The sequence below is a fragment of the Geotalea uraniireducens genome (genome assembly GCF_027943965.1).
GTDB classification, from domain to species: Bacteria; Desulfobacterota; Desulfuromonadia; order Geobacterales; family Geobacteraceae; genus Geobacter; species Geobacter uraniireducens.
This window is the reverse complement of record NZ_AP027151.1, coordinates 3,531,805-3,555,075: the sequence shown is the minus strand read 5'-3', so window position 1 is coordinate 3,555,075 and position 23,271 is coordinate 3,531,805. Positions and strand designations below refer to the sequence as shown.

9 protein-coding genes are annotated in these 23,271 nt (G+C 63.5%); all 9 read left to right on the top strand.

Annotated features, from left to right (window positions below; all coding sequences use genetic code 11):
- The first annotated feature begins 11 nt into the window (after nt 1-11).
- The 9 genes from QMN23_RS16580 (at nt 12) to QMN23_RS16540 (ending at nt 23,199) form a co-directional block, all read left to right on the top strand.
- Complete coding sequence (locus tag QMN23_RS16580) at nt 12-3,089, top strand: cytochrome c3 family protein (RefSeq protein ID WP_282000438.1); 3,078 nt, start codon at nt 12-14, stop codon at nt 3,087-3,089.
- Nucleotides 3,090-3,359: 270 nt separating this feature from the next.
- Nucleotides 3,360-4,646 (top strand): cytochrome c biogenesis protein ResB, encoded by a 1,287-nt coding sequence (locus QMN23_RS16575; RefSeq protein ID WP_282000437.1) that lies wholly within the window; start codon nt 3,360-3,362, stop codon nt 4,644-4,646.
- Between the two features lie 193 nt (nt 4,647-4,839).
- On the top strand, nt 4,840-5,433 hold the full coding sequence (locus QMN23_RS16570) for a hypothetical protein (protein WP_282000436.1): 594 nt from the start codon (nt 4,840-4,842) through the stop codon (nt 5,431-5,433).
- Nucleotides 5,430-6,164, top strand: a complete 735-nt coding sequence (locus QMN23_RS16565; protein ID WP_282000435.1) for a hypothetical protein — start codon at nt 5,430-5,432, stop codon at nt 6,162-6,164. The genes QMN23_RS16570 and QMN23_RS16565 overlap by 4 nt, the downstream gene beginning before the upstream one ends.
- Nucleotides 6,161-7,450, top strand: coding sequence for a phospholipid carrier-dependent glycosyltransferase (locus tag QMN23_RS16560; protein WP_282000434.1), 1,290 nt, complete (start codon nt 6,161-6,163; stop codon nt 7,448-7,450). The genes QMN23_RS16565 and QMN23_RS16560 overlap by 4 nt, the downstream gene beginning before the upstream one ends.
- 1 nt (nt 7,451) lies before the next feature.
- Complete coding sequence (locus tag QMN23_RS16555) at nt 7,452-8,894, top strand: NAD(P)/FAD-dependent oxidoreductase (protein WP_282000433.1); 1,443 nt, start codon at nt 7,452-7,454, stop codon at nt 8,892-8,894.
- A 419-nt stretch (nt 8,895-9,313) separates the two neighbouring features.
- Nucleotides 9,314-13,366 carry a CxxxxCH/CxxCH domain c-type cytochrome gene (locus QMN23_RS16550; protein ID WP_282000432.1) on the top strand — a complete coding sequence of 1,351 codons (4,053 nt, stop codon included), beginning with the start codon at nt 9,314-9,316 and terminating at the stop codon, nt 13,364-13,366.
- An 878-nt stretch (nt 13,367-14,244) separates the two neighbouring features.
- Nucleotides 14,245-17,175: a CxxxxCH/CxxCH domain c-type cytochrome gene (locus tag QMN23_RS16545; protein ID WP_282000431.1), complete on the top strand. Its 2,931-nt coding sequence runs from the start codon at nt 14,245-14,247 to the stop codon at nt 17,173-17,175.
- A 66-nt stretch (nt 17,176-17,241) separates the two neighbouring features.
- The gene (locus QMN23_RS16540; RefSeq protein ID WP_282000430.1) at nt 17,242-23,199 is read left to right on the top strand and encodes a CxxxxCH/CxxCH domain c-type cytochrome; all 5,958 of its coding nucleotides are present in this window, start codon (nt 17,242-17,244) and stop codon (nt 23,197-23,199) included.
- Nucleotides 23,200-23,271 lie beyond the last annotated feature (72 nt).

Genomic DNA, 23,271 nt, shown 5'->3' with positions numbered 1-23,271 from the left:
AGGAGCGTGCCATGAACGGAATGATATTTAGGATATTAGTCATGCTGGTGGTGGCCTGCAGCTTTTCGGCTGCAAGCTGGGCGATCGATGCGCCGCATGAACTGGGCTCCGTGAAGGGCTATACCTGCTACAGCTGTCATACTACCCACAATACGCTCGGTTCGACGGGCTTCAACAACATCTGCCAGACCTGCCACAAGGCGGGTGACCCCTATGGCACGAAAAAACCCTTTGCCGACGCCGACTTCGCCAACCCGTTCCATACCTATACCAGTGCCCGGCCGGCGGTGCTCTATCAGACCTCGCACAGCTGGGTCGGCAAGGACACCGTGCCAAAGGCGGGGGCACTGCCCCCGACGGAATCGCGGATGACGACGACCGCCATTGCCGGGACGATCGTCTGTGCCCGCTGCCATAGCGTCCATAATCCTTATTCGTCGTCGTCGCTGAAAATTTCGCCGCCGTTTCTCCGGACCAACAACACCAACGACGCCATGTGCCTCGATTGCCACCGGCCGCGCAATACCGTCGACCATACCAAGGGGACCCATCCGGTGGGGGTCAATTATGCTGCCAAAGCTGCAGCCCGGACCGACGAATTCTACGCGACGCCGCAGAACAGCAACCCGGCCAACCCGACATCGGCGATGCGGCTCTCGGCCAACGGTTCGGTCGTCTGTACCACCTGCCACGGCGTTCACTTTACCGACTCCAACAGCCGAACCTTCGATAATGCGTCGAGCGCCCGGATGGGGCTGCTTTCCACCTCCCGGGGGATGCTGCTCCGCACCGACCTGCGGGGGGCGACGGTGTCGGATTCGAATATCTGCACCAACTGCCACAAATCCGCCGACGACCCGGCTAATACCAACGCCCGGGTGAAGAACCATAACGGCAACAAGAACCAGAACATCCAGTGTGCCGACTGCCATGGCGGCCACGTCGATGCGGCCGACGGCACGACCCCCAACGTCTACCTGATCAACCGCTTCATGAACGTTTCGACCCAGTACGGGGCGATCCGGAACAAGAAGGTGCTGTTCCAGTACACCTCGGCTACTGCGGAGAATTACAACAAAGATGCTTACGGCGTCTGTCTTGCCTGCCATTCACCGCTGCCGAGCACCATCGGCCAGCACAGCAGCAACGACGCCAGCGTCTGCAAGTCGTGTCATACCCATAGCCAGGGATTCTCGGCCAACTGCACCAGCTGCCACGGCTTCCCGCCCAAGACAAATACCGCCAGCGGGCCCGACGGCTATGCCAAAGATGGGGTCCGCGATTACTCCACCTCTGGCATATTCAAGGACGAAAGCGCCACGCCTCACGCCACCCATGCCGGCGGTGGCAGCTATTATTCCTATTCCTGCGATCAGTGCCACAAGGGGAACAGCCACAACACCGGCTCGTTCCAGGATCTGTTCCTCGATACGACCGGAACCATCGGTGCAGCCAACGGCGGTACGCCGACCTACAACAAGGCGCTTGGCAATGGCAACGAAACCTGTACGACGACCTACTGCCACAGCGACGGCGTCGGCAACTACAAATCGCCACTCTGGGCCGGCCAAAAGGGGACCATCTTCGGTACCGGCGGTGAGTGCAGCTCCTGTCATGCTGCCGCGCCGGCGACCAATGCCCACTCGCGGCACATCGTCACCAAAGGGTACGGCTGCGTGACCTGCCACGCGGCAACGGTCAGCAGCAACAGCGTCATCGCCAACAAGGCCAAGCATGTCAATGGCACCAAGGACCTGCTCTTCTCCGGGGCGATCGGCGCCAAGACGCTGAGCGGTTCCGACTGTTCTACCGTCTACTGTCATAGCGACGGCAAGGGGAGCCCCGCCTTCGTGACGCCGTCCTGGGGGACGCCGGCCACCGGCCAGTGTAACTCCTGTCACCGGGCCACCGGCGTGACGGCCATCAACACCTATGGCCACACGGCGCATCTGACTGCCACCTACGGGCCGAATTTCGGGGCGGTCGAAGGGGCTTGCGCCAATTGCCATACCTATACCGGCGAGATTTCCGCCACCCACGTTGACGGCTCGATCGAGGTTGTCTCCAGCAACTGTACCACCAGCTGCCACAAGCAGAGCGTGGTCTGGACCGGCGGTCGGGTCGCCTGCAGCAGCTGTCACACGGTGCCGCTGTCGGTGATCAACGGCAATACGGCACCGGAGAAGCCCAATTTCTCTACCACCGGCCATGGTCAGGCAGCCGTCAACTACAATGCCAGCCGCGACTGCGCCAACTGCCACGACGCCAACAGCCAGCATATCGGTGCCCCCGTCGGCACGAAACGGATCGCCGACAACACCAACAACCTCTGCTTCGGTTGCCATAACGACCCGGCCAAGGTGCCGACGGTCAGCAAGCAGAACGTGACCACCCATGCCACGGCGCTGGGGGTCTACGACATGGACTGCAAGGTTTGCCACGACGTCCACGGAACCAGCAACAGCATGATGATCCGGACGACGATCACCTTCGGCACCCTGACCTCGACGATCACCTATCTCTCGTCCAACGATCTGGTCCAGTTGGCTCCTCCCTATCGCGGGGTCTGCCAGACGTGCCATACCCAGACGTCGCACTATCGGCGCAATGTCGACGAGGGGAGCAACCACCCGACCAGCGGTTGCCTGAACTGCCATTCGCACCGCAACACCTTTGCCTTCAAGCCCAAGGCCTGCGATGAGTGCCATGGTTATCCGCCGGCGCCGAAAGGTTTCGTGGCAACCCAGAACAACTACTCGACGGCAAAACTGGAGAACTACTCCGGCGGGGGCGGTGCCCATGTGAAACTGGGCCACCTGCTGTCGAACCTCCGGCCGAGCCAGGGCTTCACGCCGTGCCTCAACTGCCACAATGACGGTCCGGCCGCACACATCGGTGACGACACGGTCTTCCAGGCTACCGGCACAGCAGCCAAGAAAGCCAACGTTACCATCAAGGTCGACCCGAACCTGAAGTTCAATGACACCAAGGGGCAGTGGTACCAGCAGCAGACCCCGGGCAATACCGGCAGCTGCTGGAACGTCAGCTGCCACTTCCAGCCGACACCGCGCTGGAGCGACGACAAATAGCGCAGGTCAAGCGGGGGGCACTGCCCCCCGCAGTCGTTTGGGCTCTGCGAATGCCGCCGGGCAGAGTGTTTTGTACTGCCACACCGCCCCTGCCACCCCCCCATTATCGTCCATCTGTTGCCGTCCTCGGCCTGCTTCCTTCCTGCCAGCGCAACCGGAACCGTCCCGGGATGACCATTGCCGAACTGCCATGCCGTGTGATAGCATCAATGGCATGGATTTCTCGGATCTGCTTTCCCGGCGTGACCGGCAGCGGTGGTGGCCGCCCCGATGCTGAAGCGCGTCAAACGTTTTTTCACTGCCCGGACTACGGTGCTGGTGCTCATCCTTCTCCTGGCGGCGAGTCTGGCCATTGCAGTCATTGTCCCCCAAGCCGGGACGACTGTCGCCGGTGCCCCATCGCTTGGCGCTCTGCTTGGCTTCAACCGGGTCTTTTCCAGCTGGTGGTTCATCACGCTGGCGCTGCTGTTCATCATTTCCCTCCTCTATTCAACCGTCGACCAGTTCAAGAGTTGCCGTGGGCGAACCTTCCAGCTGCCTTCTCCTCCCGGAGAAGGGGCAATTCCGTCGCCACGAACGGCGGCGCAACTGGACGCGGAGTTGAGAGCTGTCGGCTACCGACGGCTGACGGCCGGCCCGGGCGGCACTCGTTACGTCAAGGCGCCGTTCGGTTACTGGGGTAGTTTTCTCCTCCATCTTGGCATGACGTTGACCGCCGTATCTGCCCTGTTCTATGTGGTAACCGAACACCGGGTCATCGTCCGGGCGGTGTCGGGCGACTATCTGCAGCTGCGTCCGGGCGACTACGCCGAGCGGCGCGGCATCCTGGCCGGCCGGCTGCCGCTGCCGGCGGCACTCACCCTGGTTCGGTTGGCCCCGGAATTCTGGGAGGGGGACCAGCTCAAGGCGCTGGCGTCGGAACTGGTCTTTTTCGACAATGCCGGCAAGCGGCGGGAACTGACGGTGGCTCTGAGCGACAAAACGCGCTATCATGGTCTGGTCGTCTACCAGCAACCCGCGTTCGGCAATGCCTTTCTGGTCGAGTTCACGTCCGGCGCCGGGAACGGTTTCGATGAGCTTTTGCCCCTGCCGATGCCGGCCCGGCGCGACAAGGCGGGCTACGGCGATTTTCCGTTGGCCGGCGGGCGGTATCTGCTCAAGGCCAAATATTATGCTACAGCCGACCGCTCCGGCATCATCCCCGTCAATCCGCAACTGGTGCTCCGCCTGTACGACGGCCCGCGGCTGGTAGCCGAAACGGCGCTGCTCATCGGCAAGTCCGGCCAGCTGGGGCCATATTCGATCCGGCTGGCGGAGGTCCGCTGGTGGACCGACCTGCTGTTCGACGGCAGCCGTGGCACGGCAGGGATCTTCAGCGGCTTTGCCCTGCTTTTGGCCGGCGGGCTGCTGGCCTTTTTCGCCGTCCCCCGCGAAGTGGTGGTCCGGCCGACAGCGACCGGTTGCACCGTCAGCTGGCGGGCGAGCCGTTTCGCCGATTTTTACGACGAGGAGCGGACGGCGGTGCTGGCCCGCTGCCGGGGCGAGTCGGCGCACTGATTGGCTGCGTCAGGCAGTGTCCATCCGGCAAACCCGGATGAAACACGAACCGCTTTCGGATGGGAACTCGTATCGTTCTCATCTAAAGTTCACCCCTTCTCACTCCACCTTACCTGGGGAGCTTAAGCCTCCCTGGCAATGGAGCGGCTTGGAGGGGGGGCTAGGCAGGTATCCCCCATTGGGAGACGTCCGGATGATCGCTCGAACTGTCGTGATGTTGCTGCTTTCCCTGTTGCTCGTCGCCTGCAAGGAAAAAGCGCCGGAGAGCGCTCTGCCGGCGGCGGGTATCCCGGCGCCGCAAGTGATGTTCAAGGGGGGGGAGCCGGACGACCAGGTGAAAAATGTCATCGTCCGCTACAACCAGCTGCTGAGTTACGGCTATGCAACGCTGAACATGAATCCTCTCCAGGAAGTAACGACCGCCATGCAGGCGGAGAAGGCCTACTCGCACATGGCGGCCATCGGTGAAGGAGGGGTGCGGATGACTTCGCAGCTGAAAACGATCGGTTTCGGCGCGGTCTCGTTTCCCAAGCCCGGCTCGGCCGTCGTCAAGACCCGGGAGGTCTGGGACTTCGCCTACAACGACATCAAGACCGGTGTGAAGAGGGAAGAGGAGAAGAATTTCGTCTACCTGGTGACCTATGTCCTGGAGAACCGTGGCGGCCGCTGGCTGATCACCGATATTACCGCCGGTTCGGAGGAGAAGCCGGCGCCCCAGCCAGCCCCGCGCCAATTCCAGGGCGACCGGGCGCCGCCGGCCTCGCTGCCCGGCAAGGGGGGACGATGAAGCGGCGTACCCCCTATCTTTTTTCGGCGGCGATCCTGTTGCTGGCGTTCCTCTCCTGCTGGGCGCTGGATAGCTACGGCCGCAGCGCCCGGGTCTACAACCGGGCCGGCCGGCTGAACGACCCGGCCGTTGCCAGGGTGGTGGTGACTTCGCCGCAGGAGGCATGCCTGTTCTGGAAGGAGCGGGGGTACCGGGGACGGCGGCTGGTCTTCATCGGCGACCGCTGGGCCCGCTTCGACCCTTCGCAATACAACGAGGCGCCGCTTTACCGGGGGTATCCGTTCAAACTGTACAACCTGGCCGCCAAACAGACCCGGGAAGATCTCGATGCGGAAAATTTCCTCTATATCGCTGCCTTGAACGGGATCGTCCGGGAAATTACCGCCATCCTCAGTCCGAACGGCTTCGCGGAACTGGCGGCCGAAGCGCGGGCCGCGCGGAACGTACGATTCGGCCGCCACGGCATCTTTCTGAGCCATCAGGGATTTCCCCGAACCTTTACCACCGCGTCAAGATTCCAAGCCGGCACCGAACCGGTACTGCTCTACGTGAGTGCCGCTTCGTTCCGGGAGCGTGATCCTGACGAACTGTACCGAAGGCTGCTTCAGTCGGGGCTGACCACCGACTGCATCGTCCTCTGCCTCCAGGATGGCGATCCCGCGGTGTCGCCGGCTGAGCGGGCGAAACTGGCCCGCTTCGCCGAGCTGCTCGGCGCCGGGGCCAAGCCGTGAGCAACCGGCGCTTTCTCCTTCTCACCCTGCTGCTGACCCTGGCGGGGTTCGCGCTCAGGATCTACCACCTGGCGGAGCAACCGGCCTCGGTGGACGACTACTCGGTGGCGATCACGGCGATCAACTACCTGGAGAACGGTCAGCTCGGGCCGACCATGTGGAATCACCCGGCCCTGCGCAACATCCTCGTCTACTGGTCGATGCAGCTCTTCGGTAGCGGCCTGTGGGGGGTGAAGGGGTGGAGCATCCTGTTCGGCACCCTCACCGTGCCACTGCTGGCGATGGTCGGCCGGCGGATCTTCCACAGCGGGCCCGTGGCGCTGATCGCCGCTTTCCTCTGGATGATCGACCCGTTGCCCATCGATTTTTCCCGGCAGGCAATCAACGATATCTATCTGGCCTTCTTCCCGCTGGCGGCGATCTTGTGTGCCTTCGTCTTCCGGGAGCGCCGCAACCCCTGGTGGCTGGTGGCGGCGGGAATTCTGTTCGGTCTCGGCCTGGCGTCGAAATGGAGCGTACTCTTCCAGCTCGTGCCGACCGGCCTGCTGCTCCTGACGGCCGAATGGAAACAGCGGACGGCCGGCGAGGCGGGCCGGGGCGGACGGGTGCTGCTGCTGGTCGCGACACTGCTCGTCCTGCCGGCAACGATCTATTTCCTGACGTTCTTCCCCTGGTTCGGGCGCGGCTATTCCCTGGCCGAGTGGCCGGCGCTCCAGCATGCCATGTACCGGGAAACCAAGCTGCATACCGGCTACCACAAGAACATCGAGGGGGACCATCTCGCCTACCAGTGGTTCATCCGCCCGGTGACTTACCGGGATATCTTCTTCTACCGGGGGGACGCGGGCGCGGTGCGACAAGAGCCGTCCGTCGAGGAAAATGTCGCCATCCTGTTCGTCATTGCCGATCCGCTGGTCTGGCTGCTGGTCCTGCCGGCGACGCTCCTGGCGGGATACCGCGGCGTCCGGGCGCGGGACGAGGGGCTCTGTTTCCTGACGGGCCTGTTCTATCTCTCGTACCTGCCGCTGGCAATCACCGCCCGGCCGATCTGGGTCAACACCGCCCTGGTGGTGCTCCCCTACGGGCTGCTCGCGGTTGCCCGGCTGCTCTGGGAGGGATTGGGGCGTTTTGCCGTCCGGAACCGGCTGGTCGTCGCCTATCTGGCGCTGGTGACGGTGATTGCCGTGCCGCAGTACCTGATGGCGATCGGCGATGGCTTGCGGCTCCCCTACTTCCGGGATTATCTGCTCAACAAATATGCCCACGACGAGGAACTCGCCCGCTGACATGACGACCGCCCCTGAACCGATAGACCGGCCGACGCCGCCGGTGGCAGTGATCGGCGCCGGACCCGCCGGCCTGACGGCGGCCAACGAGCTGGCGGCCCACGCCGTGCCGGTGGTTGTTCTCGAACAGGACCGGCAGATCGGCGGCCTGGCCAAGACCGTCGAGTACCGGGGCTTCCGTTTCGATATCGGCGGTCACCGCTTCTTCACCCGCCAGCAAACGATCCTTACCCTCTGGCAGTCGCTCTTGGGCGACGATCTGCTTGTCCGCCCCCGCCAGTCGCGGATTCTTTACGGCGGGCGCTACTTCAACTATCCGCTCCGGCTCTTCAATACCCTGCGCAATCTCGGCATTGCCGAAAGCTGCCGCATTCTGGTCAGCTATCTCCAGGCGCGTCTCTCGCCAATCCGTCCCGAGGCGAGCCTGGCGGACTGGGTGACCAACCGTTTCGGCCGGCGGCTCTTCGAGCTGTTCTTCAAGTCGTACACCGAGAAAGTTTGGGGAATCTCCTGCGATGAAATCCGGGCCCAGTGGGCGGCCCAGCGGATCAGGGGGCTGTCGCTGCGGACGGCGGCCCTCGCCATGCTGTTGCCGGCCTGGCGGCGTGGCGGCCGTCTCAGGACGCTCACCGACCGCTTTTATTACCCCCGTCTCGGCCCGGGGATGATGTGGGATGCTCTGGCGACCCGGATCACCGCCGCCGGCGGGATGGTCTGCCTGGAGAGCCCGGTGGTTGCCATTCATCACGACGAGGACCGCCTTACCCGGCTGGTGAGCGGCTGGGGAAGCAAGCGGGCCGAATGGGAGGTGTCCCGGGTCATTGCCACCATGCCGCTCCGGACCCTTGTCCGACGGTTGATTCCGCCACCGCCGCCGGAAATCGTTGCTGCCGCCGACCGGCTTCGCTATCGTGATTTCCTGACCGTGGCGCTGGTGGTCGACGCTCCCGACCTCTTCCCGGACAACTGGCTCTACATCCACGACGAGACGGTCCGGGTAGGGCGAATCCAGAACTATCGCAACTGGAGCGTCGAGATGGTTCCCGACCGTGGCCGGAGCTTTCTCGGCATGGAATACTTCTGCTTCGCCGGTGACGAACTGTGGGAGATGGAAGACGCCGAACTCGTCGCCCTGGCGAAGGAGGAGCTGGTGCAGCTCGGTCTGGCAACGGCCGCCCAGGTCAGCGACGGCACCGTCGTCCGGATGCCGAAGGCCTATCCGGTCTACGACGAGGGGTTCGAAGAGGCGGTGTCGACGATCCGGGCCTATCTCGACCGTTTCCGGAACCTCCAGGTGATCGGCCGGAACGGCATGCACCGCTACAACAATATGGACCACTCGATGCTCACCGGCCTCCTGGCAGCGCGCAACCTCCTTGGTGAGAATCATGATCCGTGGCTGGTGAATGTCGACGGGCAGTACCATGAAGAAGATATCGGCTGACGGCGGCCGGCCGGCTGCTGCCGGTGAAACCCGTCCCCCGCTGATCCATCCCGGGCTCTTTCCTGCTTTGGCATTATCCCCCGAACCGCTGTTCTTTTCCCACCCTTGTCCCGTTTCGGTGACCGCCGGTACAGATGATCGTTGCGGTGTCAAAATGGTATCAATCTTGCTCCCCCCTGATCCTTCGGGGAATTGTTTTTGCTAGCGGCTCTGCCGGGTAAAGAGCGTGCCGTCGCGCGTTGAGCCGGCGTTGCCGCAGAGTTGTTTGCCGTTGGGGCAGCCCGGAGTGCAGCTATTGCCGGAACCGGCCCGGCCATTTGACGGGCGAGGCGGGCGGCTCGCCTCGATATATGATGCGGCAATGCGCTGGCTGTGGGGGATGGATGGCTGGAGGGGGCGCGAAAATTTTCGGGACGAGCATGGCATCCCTGGTGTCCGTCCTGCTGCTGGCGACGGCCTCGGCCGGCGCCGCAATCCAGTGCTACGACTGCCATGGCGACCGGATCGGCCCCGATTACCGGCCACGCGATGCGGCCTACCGCAACCTCTCGACCGGCGGCTTCGTCGGTAGCCACCGGACCCACCTGACGGCCGCCGCCCTGCCGGGGAACTGCACGCCGTGTCACGGCGATGCCGCGGCCGGCTATACCACCAGTCACCGTAACAGCGCGGTCGAGCTGGCGGCCAATATCAACAATTCGCCGAAGGCCGGCGGGGCCACCTACAGCAAGGGGACTTCCTTTGCCCAGAGCGCCAGCCCGACGCCGGGTACCTGCAGCAACGTCAACTGCCACTTCGAAAGCCTTACCCCATCCTGGGGGGCCACCCCCTTAAGCTATACCACCAGCACGACCAATGACTGCAGCAAGTGCCACGGGGTCGCACCGGCTACCGGCAGCCACCCGATCAGCGGCGCCAAGCATGCCGCTTACTACGGCACCGACACCGGCTCCTGCCTGAAATGCCATCCGGACCATACCGTCGAAGCGGCTCCCTTCGCCCATGCCACCAGCGCCGGCAAGCGAGATCTGGCGCTCAGCTTCGCTGCGGCGCCCAACGACGGTACCGGCAGCTATTCCGGGCCGTTGAACGATTATCTGCCGAGCCAGAGCAACAGCTACGGCAGCTGCAGCAGTCTCTACTGCCACAGTCCGGGGACCAAGGCGAGCGGTTTCGCTGCGCCGAACCAGACTGCCACCTGGGGCGGAAGCCTCGGCTGCAATGGCTGCCACAAGGGGGACCTGGCCGGCACCGGCGATCCGATGGCCAGCGGCAGCCACACGGCGCACGTCAGCGGCGACCGCAGCGCCTACAAATGCGTCAAGTGTCACGCCGCCACTGTCACCGGGGCAACGACCATCGGCACGGTCGGCAACCACGTCAACAAGCTGGTCAACGTCGCCTTCGACAACAGCACTACGGCGGTCGGCGGCACCTATGCCGGCGTCGCCGCGCCGCTGACCAAGGCGCCCGGCAGCGGCTACGGCAGCTGCACCAACGTCTACTGCCACTCGACCGTCCAGCCGGATGGCGGCGTCGGCGTTCCGGTCTACCAAACCACCACCGCGTGGGGGGCGTCGCCGGGGAACAACTGCGGCACCTGTCACGCGGACGGCAGCAGCCACATGGGGGCCGGCACCATGGCAACGGGGAGCCACACCCGGCACCTGGCGTATACCCTGGATACCGCTTCGGCCTCGGCCCGCTGCGCCATCTGCCACAATATCGGCGGCGGCACTTTCACGAACGGGGCCAGCTGCAACGACATGTCCTGCCACCAGCACAAAGGGGTTGTGGACAAGCATGCCGACCACAACATCGACGTCATCATCGCCGGTTTCTTCGGCGGTACTTACAACGGCTCTTCCCAGCCGGGGAGCGGCTACAGCACCTGCACCAACGTCTACTGCCATTCGGACGGCCAGGCCACCCCGACCTACGCGCCGGCGGTCACCTGGGGGAGCGGGGCGCTGACCTGCAGCAGCTGTCACGGCAGCGCCACCGCCAATGGACCGGGCGGGACCGCCCTGTCGGGCAAGCATGCCGCCCACGTCAACAACGCGGCGGTCTTCGGTACCAACAACAGCCTGGGGTGCGTCGAATGCCACCGGAAGACGGTGAGCGACAGCACGACGCTCAACGCCACCACCGGCACCACCTATCACGTCAACAAGTTCGTCGACTACACCGGGGTGAAGGCCGGCGGGGCGGCCAGGTACAACACCGGCACCAAACAGTGCTCGAACATCTATTGCCACTCCAACGGCAATCCCGGGTCGCTGGTTTATGCCAACCCGGCGGCCTGGACTTCGGCCACCACCTATGGCTGCAACGGCTGCCACGGCACCGGCAATGCGACCGGGGCGCCGGACTACACGAACGGCGGCGCCGGCACTACCACCGCCAACAGCCATCCGATCCATGTGAGCGGGCTGGCGATTACCACTACCGTTGGCTGTGCGACCTGTCACCGGCGGACCGCGGATGCGAATACCGCCGGCAAGTTCCGCAACTACTCGACCCAGCACCTGAACCGGGCCGTCGACGTCGACTTCCTGGCGCCGGTCAGCGTCACCTTCAGCGGCGGCAGCTGCAGCAGCATCTCCTGCCACGGTGGCACCAGTGCGACGTGGGGAGGGACGGCCTGCCTCGAGTGCCATTCGGTGAGCCAGGGAAACCGGGCGGCGATCACCGCCCAGTTCAGCGCCAACTCGCACCATATCCAGGGGACGCTGGACAACAGCAAATGCTACCAGTGCCATTGGGAGGCGAATGCCGACGGGACGATCAACCCGACCTACCATGGCGGGTCGCTGTCGAGCGGGGCGCCGGTCAACCTGGTGATCCAGGGGACGCTGGCGCGGCCGACGACCTATACGGAAGGAGTGACCGGGGTGGCGTACACCGCCGACGGCACCCGGACGCAACTGGCAAAGATCAACGGCCACTGCCTGAGCTGCCACGATGCGGCCAACGCGACCTACCAGCCGTTCGGCGACGGCAAGACGCCGCAACAGTACGCCTGGGACGGCAAGAGCATCGACGAGCGCTACTCTCAGACCGGGACCACCACCTGGGGCAAGTATGCCAGCCCCGCTACCGTTGCCCCGAAGAGTGTCACCAAGGCCTTCTCCGCCCACGGCAATGCCGCCAACAACGCCCGCGGCTGGGATACCACCAACGGCGTCGATGGCGCGATCACCAACACCAGCGGCGGCACGAACGTACTCTGTTTCGACTGCCACAACTCGCACGGCTCGACGGTGGCCGGCACTACCACCAGCTACGCCAGCGCCACCACCAACGGCGGCATCCTGAAGGATACGGTGAACGGCAAGGGAGGCTACACCGCCACCTACAAACCTGCAGCCGGCGGGACGACGACCGATCACGATGTCTACAACGCCGGCGCCGGGCTCTGTTTCGACTGCCACCAGAACGCGGCGGCGAGCAGTACCCTTCCCTGGGGCTACGGAACCTACGGCGCGACCAAGGCGATCCTCGGCTACTGGGATACGTCGTATTTCGGCAAGGCCGGCGGCACCTTCCCGTCCACCCAGCGCTACACCTTCAAGGCAACCCGGGCGACCAACATGGGCGGGCATTTCGGCCACTCCACCATGGCGATGAGCGGGGCCGGCATCACCATGGCGACAACGCCGCTGAAACAGATCAACGGTCTCTGCACCCCGTGCCACGATCCGCACGGCGTCAGCCCGAGCCTCGGTACCAATGAGCAGTATGCGGTGCCGCTCTTGAAGGGGACCTGGCTCACCTCGCTCTGGAAGGAGGATGCGGCACCATCCGCGACCAACGAACCCCGCGGCTATAGCACGCCGGGGAGTACCCCGGGCTATCACGTCGATCAGAACAGTCTCGGCGTGACGAACAGTGCCGGGGGGGCGCCGTCGTGGAACAAGGCGGATGCTAACCGCGTTACCCAGACCGACAGCCAGTTTGCCGGCCTCTGTCTCGGCTGCCATACCAAGGCGGCACTGGCGCCGAAGGCGGGCACGAGTGTGCAGCCCGACGCCTGGAAGTCGGTTTCCCGGATCCACGGTGCGGTGAAAGGGTGGGCGACGACGTCGGCCACCTATGACGGCAACGCCAACAACGCCATGCACTCGTTCACCTGTTCGAAGTGCCATACCCCGCACAACTCGCGGCTGCCGCGGTTGATGGTTTCCAACTGCCTCGATGCCAATCATCGCGGGCGGGTTTCTTCGGGGGGGACCTTCGGTAGTGGGTGGGGATACGATAATACCGGCCCGGGTGCCGGTGGCGGGCAAGGGCCGGGCGGCGGTGGCGGAGATGGCTTCGATCCCTATCGGCCCAACCCCTGGTTCTTCGGCGCCAATCCGCCAAGTCAGAGTCAGACGGCGAATATCGCCACTTGCCACAACGTGCCCAACGCGGCTGGCTCGGGCACCGCCAACGCCAACCAGCTCTGGAATGCCGTAACACCATGGTGACGGGCGACCGTGCCGATCGTGTCGCCGGCGAGCGACTGACGACGGTTACTGGCCGGTCCGGAAAGGAGAGGAAAGCATGAAGAAAAAACGTTATCAGCAGCCGCGGGTGATCGGCGCGGCCAATGTCCATCCCTGCTGAGTCCCCTGCCGAGGGGGGGCTGCCGGTTGGCTTTACCCCTTGCAACCGCGTTCTTTCATCCAGGAGGATGTGCCGGCGAGGCCGGCCGCCTTCGGTTGCCAGTCCATTCTCCGTCTGCTGCGCTGCCGGGATCGTTCACCGCTGACCGGCAGGACGGTCAGATGCCAGTCGTCCATCGTCCCGATGCTGTGCGGGCGGTTCCCCCGCCGCCAATTTCGCTGGTGATTTATTCCTCTTCCGTTCCCTGATGGTCACTGCTTGTCGCCGTCCCGCTCCCCCGCTCGCGGGCTGGGGGGGGCGGTCCTGTTTTTATCCCAAAATCGAGAAAAAAGGGGAAATTCAGTTATTTGACGGAAAATGTCTGCCGGGAGTGGGGTTATATCGTGCCGCTTGGCACCTCCGGAGGATTTTTCAGCCTGTGCTTCAGTGAACTTAGAGCGGCTCGCTGCAAGATGGTACTGATTTTGCTCATTAAGTGTTGAGCGGTAAAATTGCTCTGGAATCAAAATGTTTGCAGATTGTAACCAGCTGCAACAATTTGAAATCACTTAACAAAAAATGGTTAGTTTCTTGATTGGCGCCGCTTAATCTGTATTTGCCGTGGTGGGCCCCGTTATTTGACGGAATGTGGCCCGTTAACATGGATACGTGGAGCGGTGATGATATGGTCAGGATTCCTGGGTGACCGGCTGTCGGGAACATTCGGGGGCCGGCCGATGGAGAGAGGCGGAGGGTGGTCATGAGGAAGGCGGAAAAGTCAGGGTTCAACGGCTGCTCGTTGATGATAGGTGTCTTGGTATTCATGCTGGCATGCGGCGCCGTGCTCTTTGCCCCTGTCGATGCGACGCGGGCCGGCACCATCACCAGTTGCTCGGGCTGCCACGGCATGCCGCCGGTCGATGCGGCGTACCGCAATATCTCTACCGGCCAGTTTGTCGGCAGTCACAATACCCATTCCTGGCAGCGGAGCAACGGCGACTTCAACTGCGGCAAGTGCCACAAGATGCCGACCACCTTCAATCACCGCAACGGTAACATCGACTTCGTCGCTAATATCAACAATTCACGCCTGATCGCCCGCTACAAAAACGTCACCTCGTTCCCCCAGACCGCCACGCCGGTTTTCGATACCTGTGTCAACGTCAACTGCCACTTCGAGAATACGACCCCCCAGCGGGGTAATGCCGCCCTCTCCCGGGCGACGGCGGATATGCCCCAGACCTGCGATACCTGCCACAACTCGTCCGTCGGCAGCGACAATTACCATACGAAGCATCTCGCCTATTTTGGCGGTTCACCCAATTCCTGCAAGAAGTGCCACCCGGATCACGCGGTTGAGGCAAATCCCTTTGGCCATGCGACCAGCGCCGGGCTGCGGGGGCTCGATTTCAATTTTTCCGCCTTTCCGAACGATGGCGGCACCGGCGCCTATAACGGCGATGCGAGCTACCCACTCTACCTCTACAATACCAACCGTAGCGGTTCGTGTAGCGGCCTTTACTGTCACAGCCCCGGTACCAAGGCGACCAGCTACGATTCGCCGAACCGTACCCCGATCTGGAACAGCCCCTTCGGGACCAGTTGCATCGGCTGCCATCTCGGCGATGCCGAGTCGGGCTCGCCGATGAACACCGGCTCCCACGGCATCCATATCGGCAACGGCGCGCTCTCGATCATCGGCTGCGTCAAGTGCCACGGTGCCACGGTGAGCGACAACCGGACCATCAAAGATATGTCGATGCATGTCAACAAGAAGGTCAACATCTCCTTCGATCCGGCCATCGGCGGGACGAACGGGCTGTACAGCGGCTCGGCGAGCCCGATGGCCAAGGATGTCGGCACTGCCTATGGCCGCTGCCAGAACATCTACTGCCACTCCAACGGCACTACCACCACGCCGCCCTTCAACAACTACACGGCCATCTGGGGCTCGACGCTGCCGACGGACTGCACGGGGTGCCACGGCGGCCAGGTCGGCAGTAGCCGGGTGCTTTCCACCAACAACCATCGCAAGCATATCGATGCCGCTTACAACCCGAAACTGGGGGCGGCCTTCGGCTGCGTCGAGTGCCATGCCAAGACCGTCCAGAACAATACGACGATCATCAATAAGCTGAACCACGTCAACGGCTTCAAGGACTACTCGGGATTGCGGGCGGGGCACATCAGCGGCGGGACCTGCAATACGGTGTACTGCCACAGCTCCGGCCAGCGCGCCCCGGCGTTCCGGTCGATGGTCGCCTGGAGCGACACCGCCACCACCTTCGACTGCAAAGGGTGCCACGGCGCTTACGGCACGGCGACGCTCAGCCTCACTCCGCCAGCCGGTTACGTCGCCAGCCAATTCGGCGAGCCGAATTACAACAATTACAGCTCCAGCGACCGCAACTGGTACAATTCCCACTACAAGCATGTCGAGGCGGCCAGCGACTGCCGGAAGTGCCACTACAACACGTCCCAGACCGGCACGTCGCTGGTTCCCGGAACGACGCTGCACGCCAATACCCAGAAGAACATCAGTTTCGATACCGCGGTGGCCGGCAACAACAATCCGAGCTATGACGATCAGAGCCGCCGCTGCAGCAACGTCTACTGCCATTCGAACGGCCAGAAGAATGGGACCGTCTACATCTCGCCCCGCTGGGGCGGCGCCCCCTTTACCTGTGACTCCTGCCATCCGATCTCCGGCCTGAGCGGCGCCCACGCCGTCCATGTCGGCGGGATGATCCCAAATTTCTACAATTATACCGGCAACCATCCGGTGGGGGCCACCTACCGGTTCGGCTGCGCCAACTGCCATCCCCTCGACAAGCTCACCTTCCACAACAATGGCTTGGTAAACCTGGCCCTGAGCAAGAACGATGCGGGGATCGGCTACCTGCGGAGCCGCAACGGCGCCACCAACGACAACGGCCCCAACGCGGCGGGGAGCGGTATTACCGGGACCTCGGGCGTTTCCATCAAGTGCACGGCGGTCTACTGCCACAGTAACGGCTACTCGACCAACCTGATCTACGCCACCACCCCCGACTGGTACGGCGGCACCTTCACCGGCGACAAGTGCGCCAACTGTCACGGCAACTACCCCAACAGCACCATTGCCGGCTCTCCGGGCCACTACGATACCACCAACTGGCTCGGCAGCGGCGTCGCCGGCGGGCATATCGTCGGCATCCACTACGAGAACATCTATAACGGCGCCACCGGCCTGCGGACCGCCGGCAATACCGATACCAGCAGCCACGGCCTAGCCAGCAACTCGACCACCATCAGCTGCAACCTCTGCCATAACGACACCGTGACCACTTCGGCCAACGACCAGAGCGTCAACTGTTCGACAGCCGGCTGCCACGATACCGGCACGCGGCTCAAGGGGAATGCCGCCATTGCCAGCGCCGTGACCCACGTCAACGGCCAGGTCGATGTGAAGTTCGCTTCCATCAACGTCATCGCCAAGGCCCAGCTCCGGAAGCCGGAAGCCGGCTGGGTGCGGACCGGTAGCTACAAGGCCGCGGGGAGCTTCGATACGTACTCCACCAGTCTGGCGAAGGCCACCTATTCGGCGGCGACCAAAACCTGCTCCAACGTCTCCTGTCACTTCCAGCAGACGATCAAATGGGGCGATGTCGGCGGCAAGACCACCTGTCTGAGCTGTCACACGTCGCTCTAACGGGCGGGCATGTTTCATGAATATATACATCTCTTACCAGAGTGAACTGAACGAGGGGAATCTGTCATGGGAAGGATAATCGTCAAGAAGGTGCGAGGAATGAGTTTTCGGGCCAAAAGCGCCCTTACTCTCACGGTTACGCTGCTCGTTACCATCTTCATGTATCAGGGGTGGCTGAAACCGCTCCTCTCCGGGGCCGCCACCACCACCTATTATCTGAATGCGCTGCCGGCCACCAGCGTCGGGGTCGACGGCACCACCAACATGACGTCGCTCTCCACCACTACCTATGACATCCCCACCAACGGGTCGAGCAACGTCTGGCGGGGGCAGATGAACACCACCCCGCCGACGGGGACCACCCGGATCCGGGTCTACGATTCCACCTCGACCTATACTACGTACACCGACCAGGAGTACTACCGGGCCTATACCCCGGCCTATGCCGTCGATACCCGGATCGATCCCAACGCCCTGGCCGAGTTCGAGTGCTACGTCCGGACGACCTTCGGGGGCGGGGCGAGCGCCAGCTTCAAGGTCCAGCTTTTCGACTATAATCCGGCCACCGGGGCAGTGGTGCAGATCGGCAGCACGGTTACCAAGACGCTGGCGACCAATACCACGGCCCTGCAGCGCTTCGTCAACGGTACCGGCACGGCGGTGAACTTCGGCAACGCCGCCTACAAACTGCTTGCCGGCCACCGACTCGAGGTCCGCTACCTGGGGAGCGCCGTTAACTGCGATCCTATCCTCCTCGTCAACCAGGCCGCCAGTTCCGCCCCCTCGGGGACCTCGCGGCTGATCGTCACCGAGACGGTGATCGGCGATGTCACCATCGGCAACGGCACCGCCGAGCCGGCCTCGATTACCATCGGGCCCTCGGTCGACGGGACTACCTCCTATCCGATCGATACGTTCTCGGTGCAGTTGTCCAACCCCATCTACGACACCCTCGACACGGTCAACGTTACCCTGGCGACGGGCATGTCGCAGTACGTTTCCCGGGTCCTGATCACCAACAGCGACAATTCAACGACCTATGGCTCCGCCGCGGCCCCCGGCTCGGGGGACGTCTGGACCGTCCAGCTTGCCGGACTGCTGCCAAGCACGACCTTGACCAACTACCAGGTCCGGATCATCCCGAAATCCCATGCCGACGTACCTGCGCCGCCGGGCGGGACCTACGCCGTCACCGCCCTCGTTACCGCCGCCACCCATTCCCAGTTGGGGAACATGACGATCAGCGACAGCGGGAGCGCTACCCTGACCATCGACAACAGTTCGCCGGCTGACGCCACCTGGGGAGGGATTACCCCCGGCAATGCCCAGGTCGCCCTCGGCTGGACCAATCCGGGCAGCGATTTCGCCGGGGTCGTGGTGCTGCGCAACACCATCCCTACCGCCGACAATCCGATCGAAGGCCGGAGCTATTCGGTCGGCAACGTTATCGGCACCGCCCAGGTCGTCTATGTCGGTACCGGTACCAGTTTCACCGACACAGGGGTGGTCAACGGCATCGGTTATTACTACACCATTTACGCCTTCGACGCCTTCAACAACTATGCGGTCGGCGCGACGAGCGGACCCTATGTGCCGGTCAATCCCAATATGACCAATCCGGGGGTGCCGTCGGCTATCGCGATCAATTCCACCTCGATCATGATCACGATGCCCTATACCGGCGACCCCAATGCCAACAACACCTACACGATCAACTACCGGATCAGCGGTGCCGGCTCGTGGACCAACTGGGGTACCGGCAGCCATACGGCCAGCCCCTATGCCACCACCATCACCGGCCTCGACTCCGCCAACCTCTACGATGTCCAGTGCATCTACAACGATCCCGACAGCATCAACGTCGAAGGGTTCCCCAGCACCTATACGGTGGAAATCGACAGCATCGCCCTGCCGGCTTATGCCGTGGCGCCGGGGGCTGTTGCGGTCGACGCCCTCGGAACGTCCACCATTAACGTGTATGTTCCCTACACCAACGACCTGAACGGCAACAGCACCTACAAGGTCGAATACAAGCTCTCCACCGACAGTACCTGGAAGACCTGGATCGCCGGCGGCAACCACGAGCCAAGTCCCTATACCACCGCCATTTCGGGCCTGAAACCCGACACGGCCTATGACGTTCGGGTGACCTTCCAGGATCCCGACGGGATCAACGGCGGCTCGCCGGCGGTGCAGACCTTTACCGGCGTTCAGACGGCCCCGACCCTGAGCATCGGGCTGACCCACAACAGCGACCGTTTCCCCGGTACCACCAAATGGGGCGGCAAGTGGGGGGTCGTTGGCGGCCAGTACGGTGACATCACCTGCATCAACTGTCATCAGCCGGGGGCACCCAACATCAAGTCGTTCCGGCCGACGCTCAATCCGGCCAACTCATCAGTGACCGCCGTTTACTACCCGAGCGGGGCCGACGCTTCCGTCTCGTTCCAGAACGTTACCAGCATGGGTGACGACTCCACGGCCCATACTTCCACCGTGCGGGTCTGCGAGGTTTGCCACAGTCAGAACAAATTCCATAATGCCAACGCTTCGGCCCAGACCTCCAAGGTCCATTACAACCATACCGACTGCGTGGTCTGCCATCCGCACAATGTCGGCTTCAAGGCGTCCTGCGACATCTGCCACGGCCTGCCGCCGATCGTCAACAAAACGGATGGCAGCACCAATACCGGCCTGGTCTGGCGGTCCGGCCCGTCCACCTCGCCGACGGTCCCCACCGGCGCGACGAGCCCGGCAAGCCCCGGTGCCCACGCTACCCATGCCGTGACCCGCCACTTCGCCTGCGACACCTGCCACAACGGCACGCCGATGCCCGACGTGAACATGAAGATCACCCTCGGCTTCAACGCCAATCCGGTCAACACCCCCGGCTTCAAGGGGTCGATCGTCATGGGCAATTTCAGCGGTCACTCGCCGTTGTCGAACGGCTACGGTTTCCAGGCGGGGAATGCCGGCACTACGGTGAGCACCGGGTCGACCTACGCCAATACCTGTAGCGTTGCCTGCCATGGCAACTGGAGCGGTTCCGGCGGCAGCATCTACCGTCCGTCCTGGGTCGGCAGCGGCCAGGCGGCTTGCGGTGCCTGCCACGGTACCACCGCCGCCAACCCTCCGAGCCGCGGGAGCCATACCAAACATGCCAGCAGTTCTTACTACGGCTTCGCCTGCACCACCTGCCATCCGTCGGTGACCGATACCAGCCACGTGAACGCCAGCGTCAAGATCATGCTCAATTCGGCCGACACCCGGATCGGTGCCGGTGCCCGCTACAACGGCTTCCTCAACTACTCGACCGGTGCCCCGGCGCCGAGCGCCGTCTATCGCCAGTGCACCAACATCTACTGCCACAGCAACGGCCAGGCGGCGAACCTGCAGTATGCGTCCCCCACCTGGGGAACCACCCTCACCTGCACCGGCTGCCACGGCAATTACAGCACCGTCGGCGGTGCCGGAACGGCCCTCTCCGGCAAGCACGCGTCCCACGTCAACAACAGCACGGTCTTCGGCACCAACACCGGTTTCGGCTGTGAGGCGTGCCATGCGAAGACTGTCAGCAACAGCACCACCATCAGCAATACGGCGAACCACGTCAACAAGTTCATCGACTACTCCGGTGCCTTCGCCAACGACAACTACGATACCGGCACCAAGCAGTGCCAGAACCTCTACTGCCACTCCAACGGCAACCGGAAGAACATCGTCTATGTGAACCCGGCCATCTGGACCTCTGCGACGACTTACGGCTGCAACGGCTGCCACGGAACCTCCAACGCCGCCACCGGCGCTCCCGACTACACCAACGGCGGCGCCGGCAGCACCACGGCCAACAGCCATGCCATCCACGTGGCGCGGCTCGGGATCACCAGTACCACCGGCTGCTACTACTGCCATGCCAATACGGTCGATTCCGGCACCGCCAACAAGCTGAGCGGCGTCGCGCCGATGCGTCACATCAACGGCACCGTCGATGTCGTCCCGGGCGGGACGTTCACGATCGGCGGGACGGTTTCCTTTACCTACGATCCGGCGACCATGACCTGCACCAGCATCTCCTGTCATGGCACTACCAGCGCTACCTGGGGCGACAACAACTGCGTCGAGTGCCACTCCGTCTCCCAGGGGAACCGGGTGGCGGTCGGTTCGCAGTTCAGCGCCCAGTCCCACCACATTCAGGGGAACTTCACCAATACCCAGCTGAACGTCCGCTGCTACCAGTGCCACTGGGAGGCCGACAGCAACGGCTACATCAACACCACCTACCATGCCGGGACGACTGGCAGCGGGAAAGGGGTGACCCTCGTCCTCCAGGGAACGGGGGCCCGGCCGGCCACCTACGCTGCCGGGGCGTTTACCGTCTATACCTCGGGCGGGGCGTCGAACAGCAGCCGGACCCAGATTGCCAAGATCAACACGGTCTGCATCAAGTGCCACAACTCTACCAATGCCGCCTACCAGCCGTTCGGCGACGGCAAGACCCCGGAACAGTACTCCTGGGACGGCTACAGCGTCGATGAACGCTATTCGCAGGCCGGCACTACCCCTTGGGGCAAATACACCGACACTACCTCGAACGACATCAACCCGAAGAACACCCAGACGAAAGCCTACTCCGCCCATGGTCGGGCCGACCTGAACCAGCGCGGCTGGAATACCTCGGAAACCTGGCCGAATACGAGCGGCACCACGAGTGTCCTCTGCTTCGATTGCCACAACTCCCACGGCACCGCCGCGTCGGGGATCATGTCCAGCTATTCCAGCGCCACCGGCTGGAACAAGGGGGCGATCCTGAAGAGCACTACCGCCGGCAAAGGCGGCTATACCGCTACCTATACGCCGACCGCCGGCGGCAGCACGGCAGCCGGGAGCAAAAACGCCTACAATCCTGGTGGCGCCCTCTGCTTCAACTGCCACAACAACGCCACTGCCTCCGCTTCCTTCCCGTGGGGATACACCGGGACCTTCGGCGACAGCCAGGCCATCTACGGCTACTGGGATACCCCGTATTTCGGCGCCGGCACCTTCAACTCCGTGACGCGCTTCTCCTACAAGGGGTTCGGGACGCACGGCACCAATATGGGCGGGCACTTCGGCGCCTCGTCGACGTTGACGACAACGGTCTCGAAACCGACGCTGCCCAATGCGGCGGTGAAGATCAAGACCGGGATCAACGGCCTCTGCACGCCGTGCCACGATCCTCACGGCGTCAGCCCGGGCCTCGGCGCCAACGAGGCCTACGGGGTGCCGCTCCTCAAGGGAACATGGATGACCTCGCCGTGGAAAGAAGATGCCGCCCCGTCGGGGACGACCGAGGCACGTGGCGGTGGCAGTCGCGTCTCAATTCAATACAGCGGTAGCACCCCGCAGTATCACCTCGACCAGAACACCTTCGGGCCGACCACCATCAACAACGACGGCCGGTCGGGGAGTATCAATGCGCCGAGCTGGAGCAAGACCAACACCACCCGGGTCACCGAGGTCGTTACCCAGTTCGCCGGCCTTTGCACCGGCTGTCACACCCAGACGGCGCTGGCACCCAAGGCCGGGCTGAACGTCGCCCCCGATGCCTGGAAGTCGGTCTCCCGGATCCACGGCACGGTAAAAGGGTGGGCCACCACGGCCTCGGCAAGCGACGGCAACTACAACAATACCATGCACTCGTTCGCCTGCTCCAAGTGCCACGCGCCGCACAATACCCGGCTGCCGCGCCTGATGGTGACCAACTGTCTCGACGGCGCCCACCGCGGCCAGGTCCAGTCGGGGGCCGCCTTCGGGTACGATTCGGCCAGCGGCAGCAGTGGTGCCGGCGGCGGACGCGGGCCGATGGGGGGGGGCGGCAGCGGCAGCCGTGAGAAGAACGCCGGGCCGTGGTTCTTCGGTACGGGCGGCTCCCGGAGCACGACGGCCAATATTCCCACCTGCCACAACGTGACGAATGCCGGCGGTGCGGGTACCTCAAGCAACGCGAACCAGCTGTGGAACACCAAGACCCCCTGGACGAACTGACGTCCGGATAACGAACCGTCAAAGCGGGACAGCTAGTCTGATGTGGCGCCATTGCGGGTGCGGAAAGGAGAT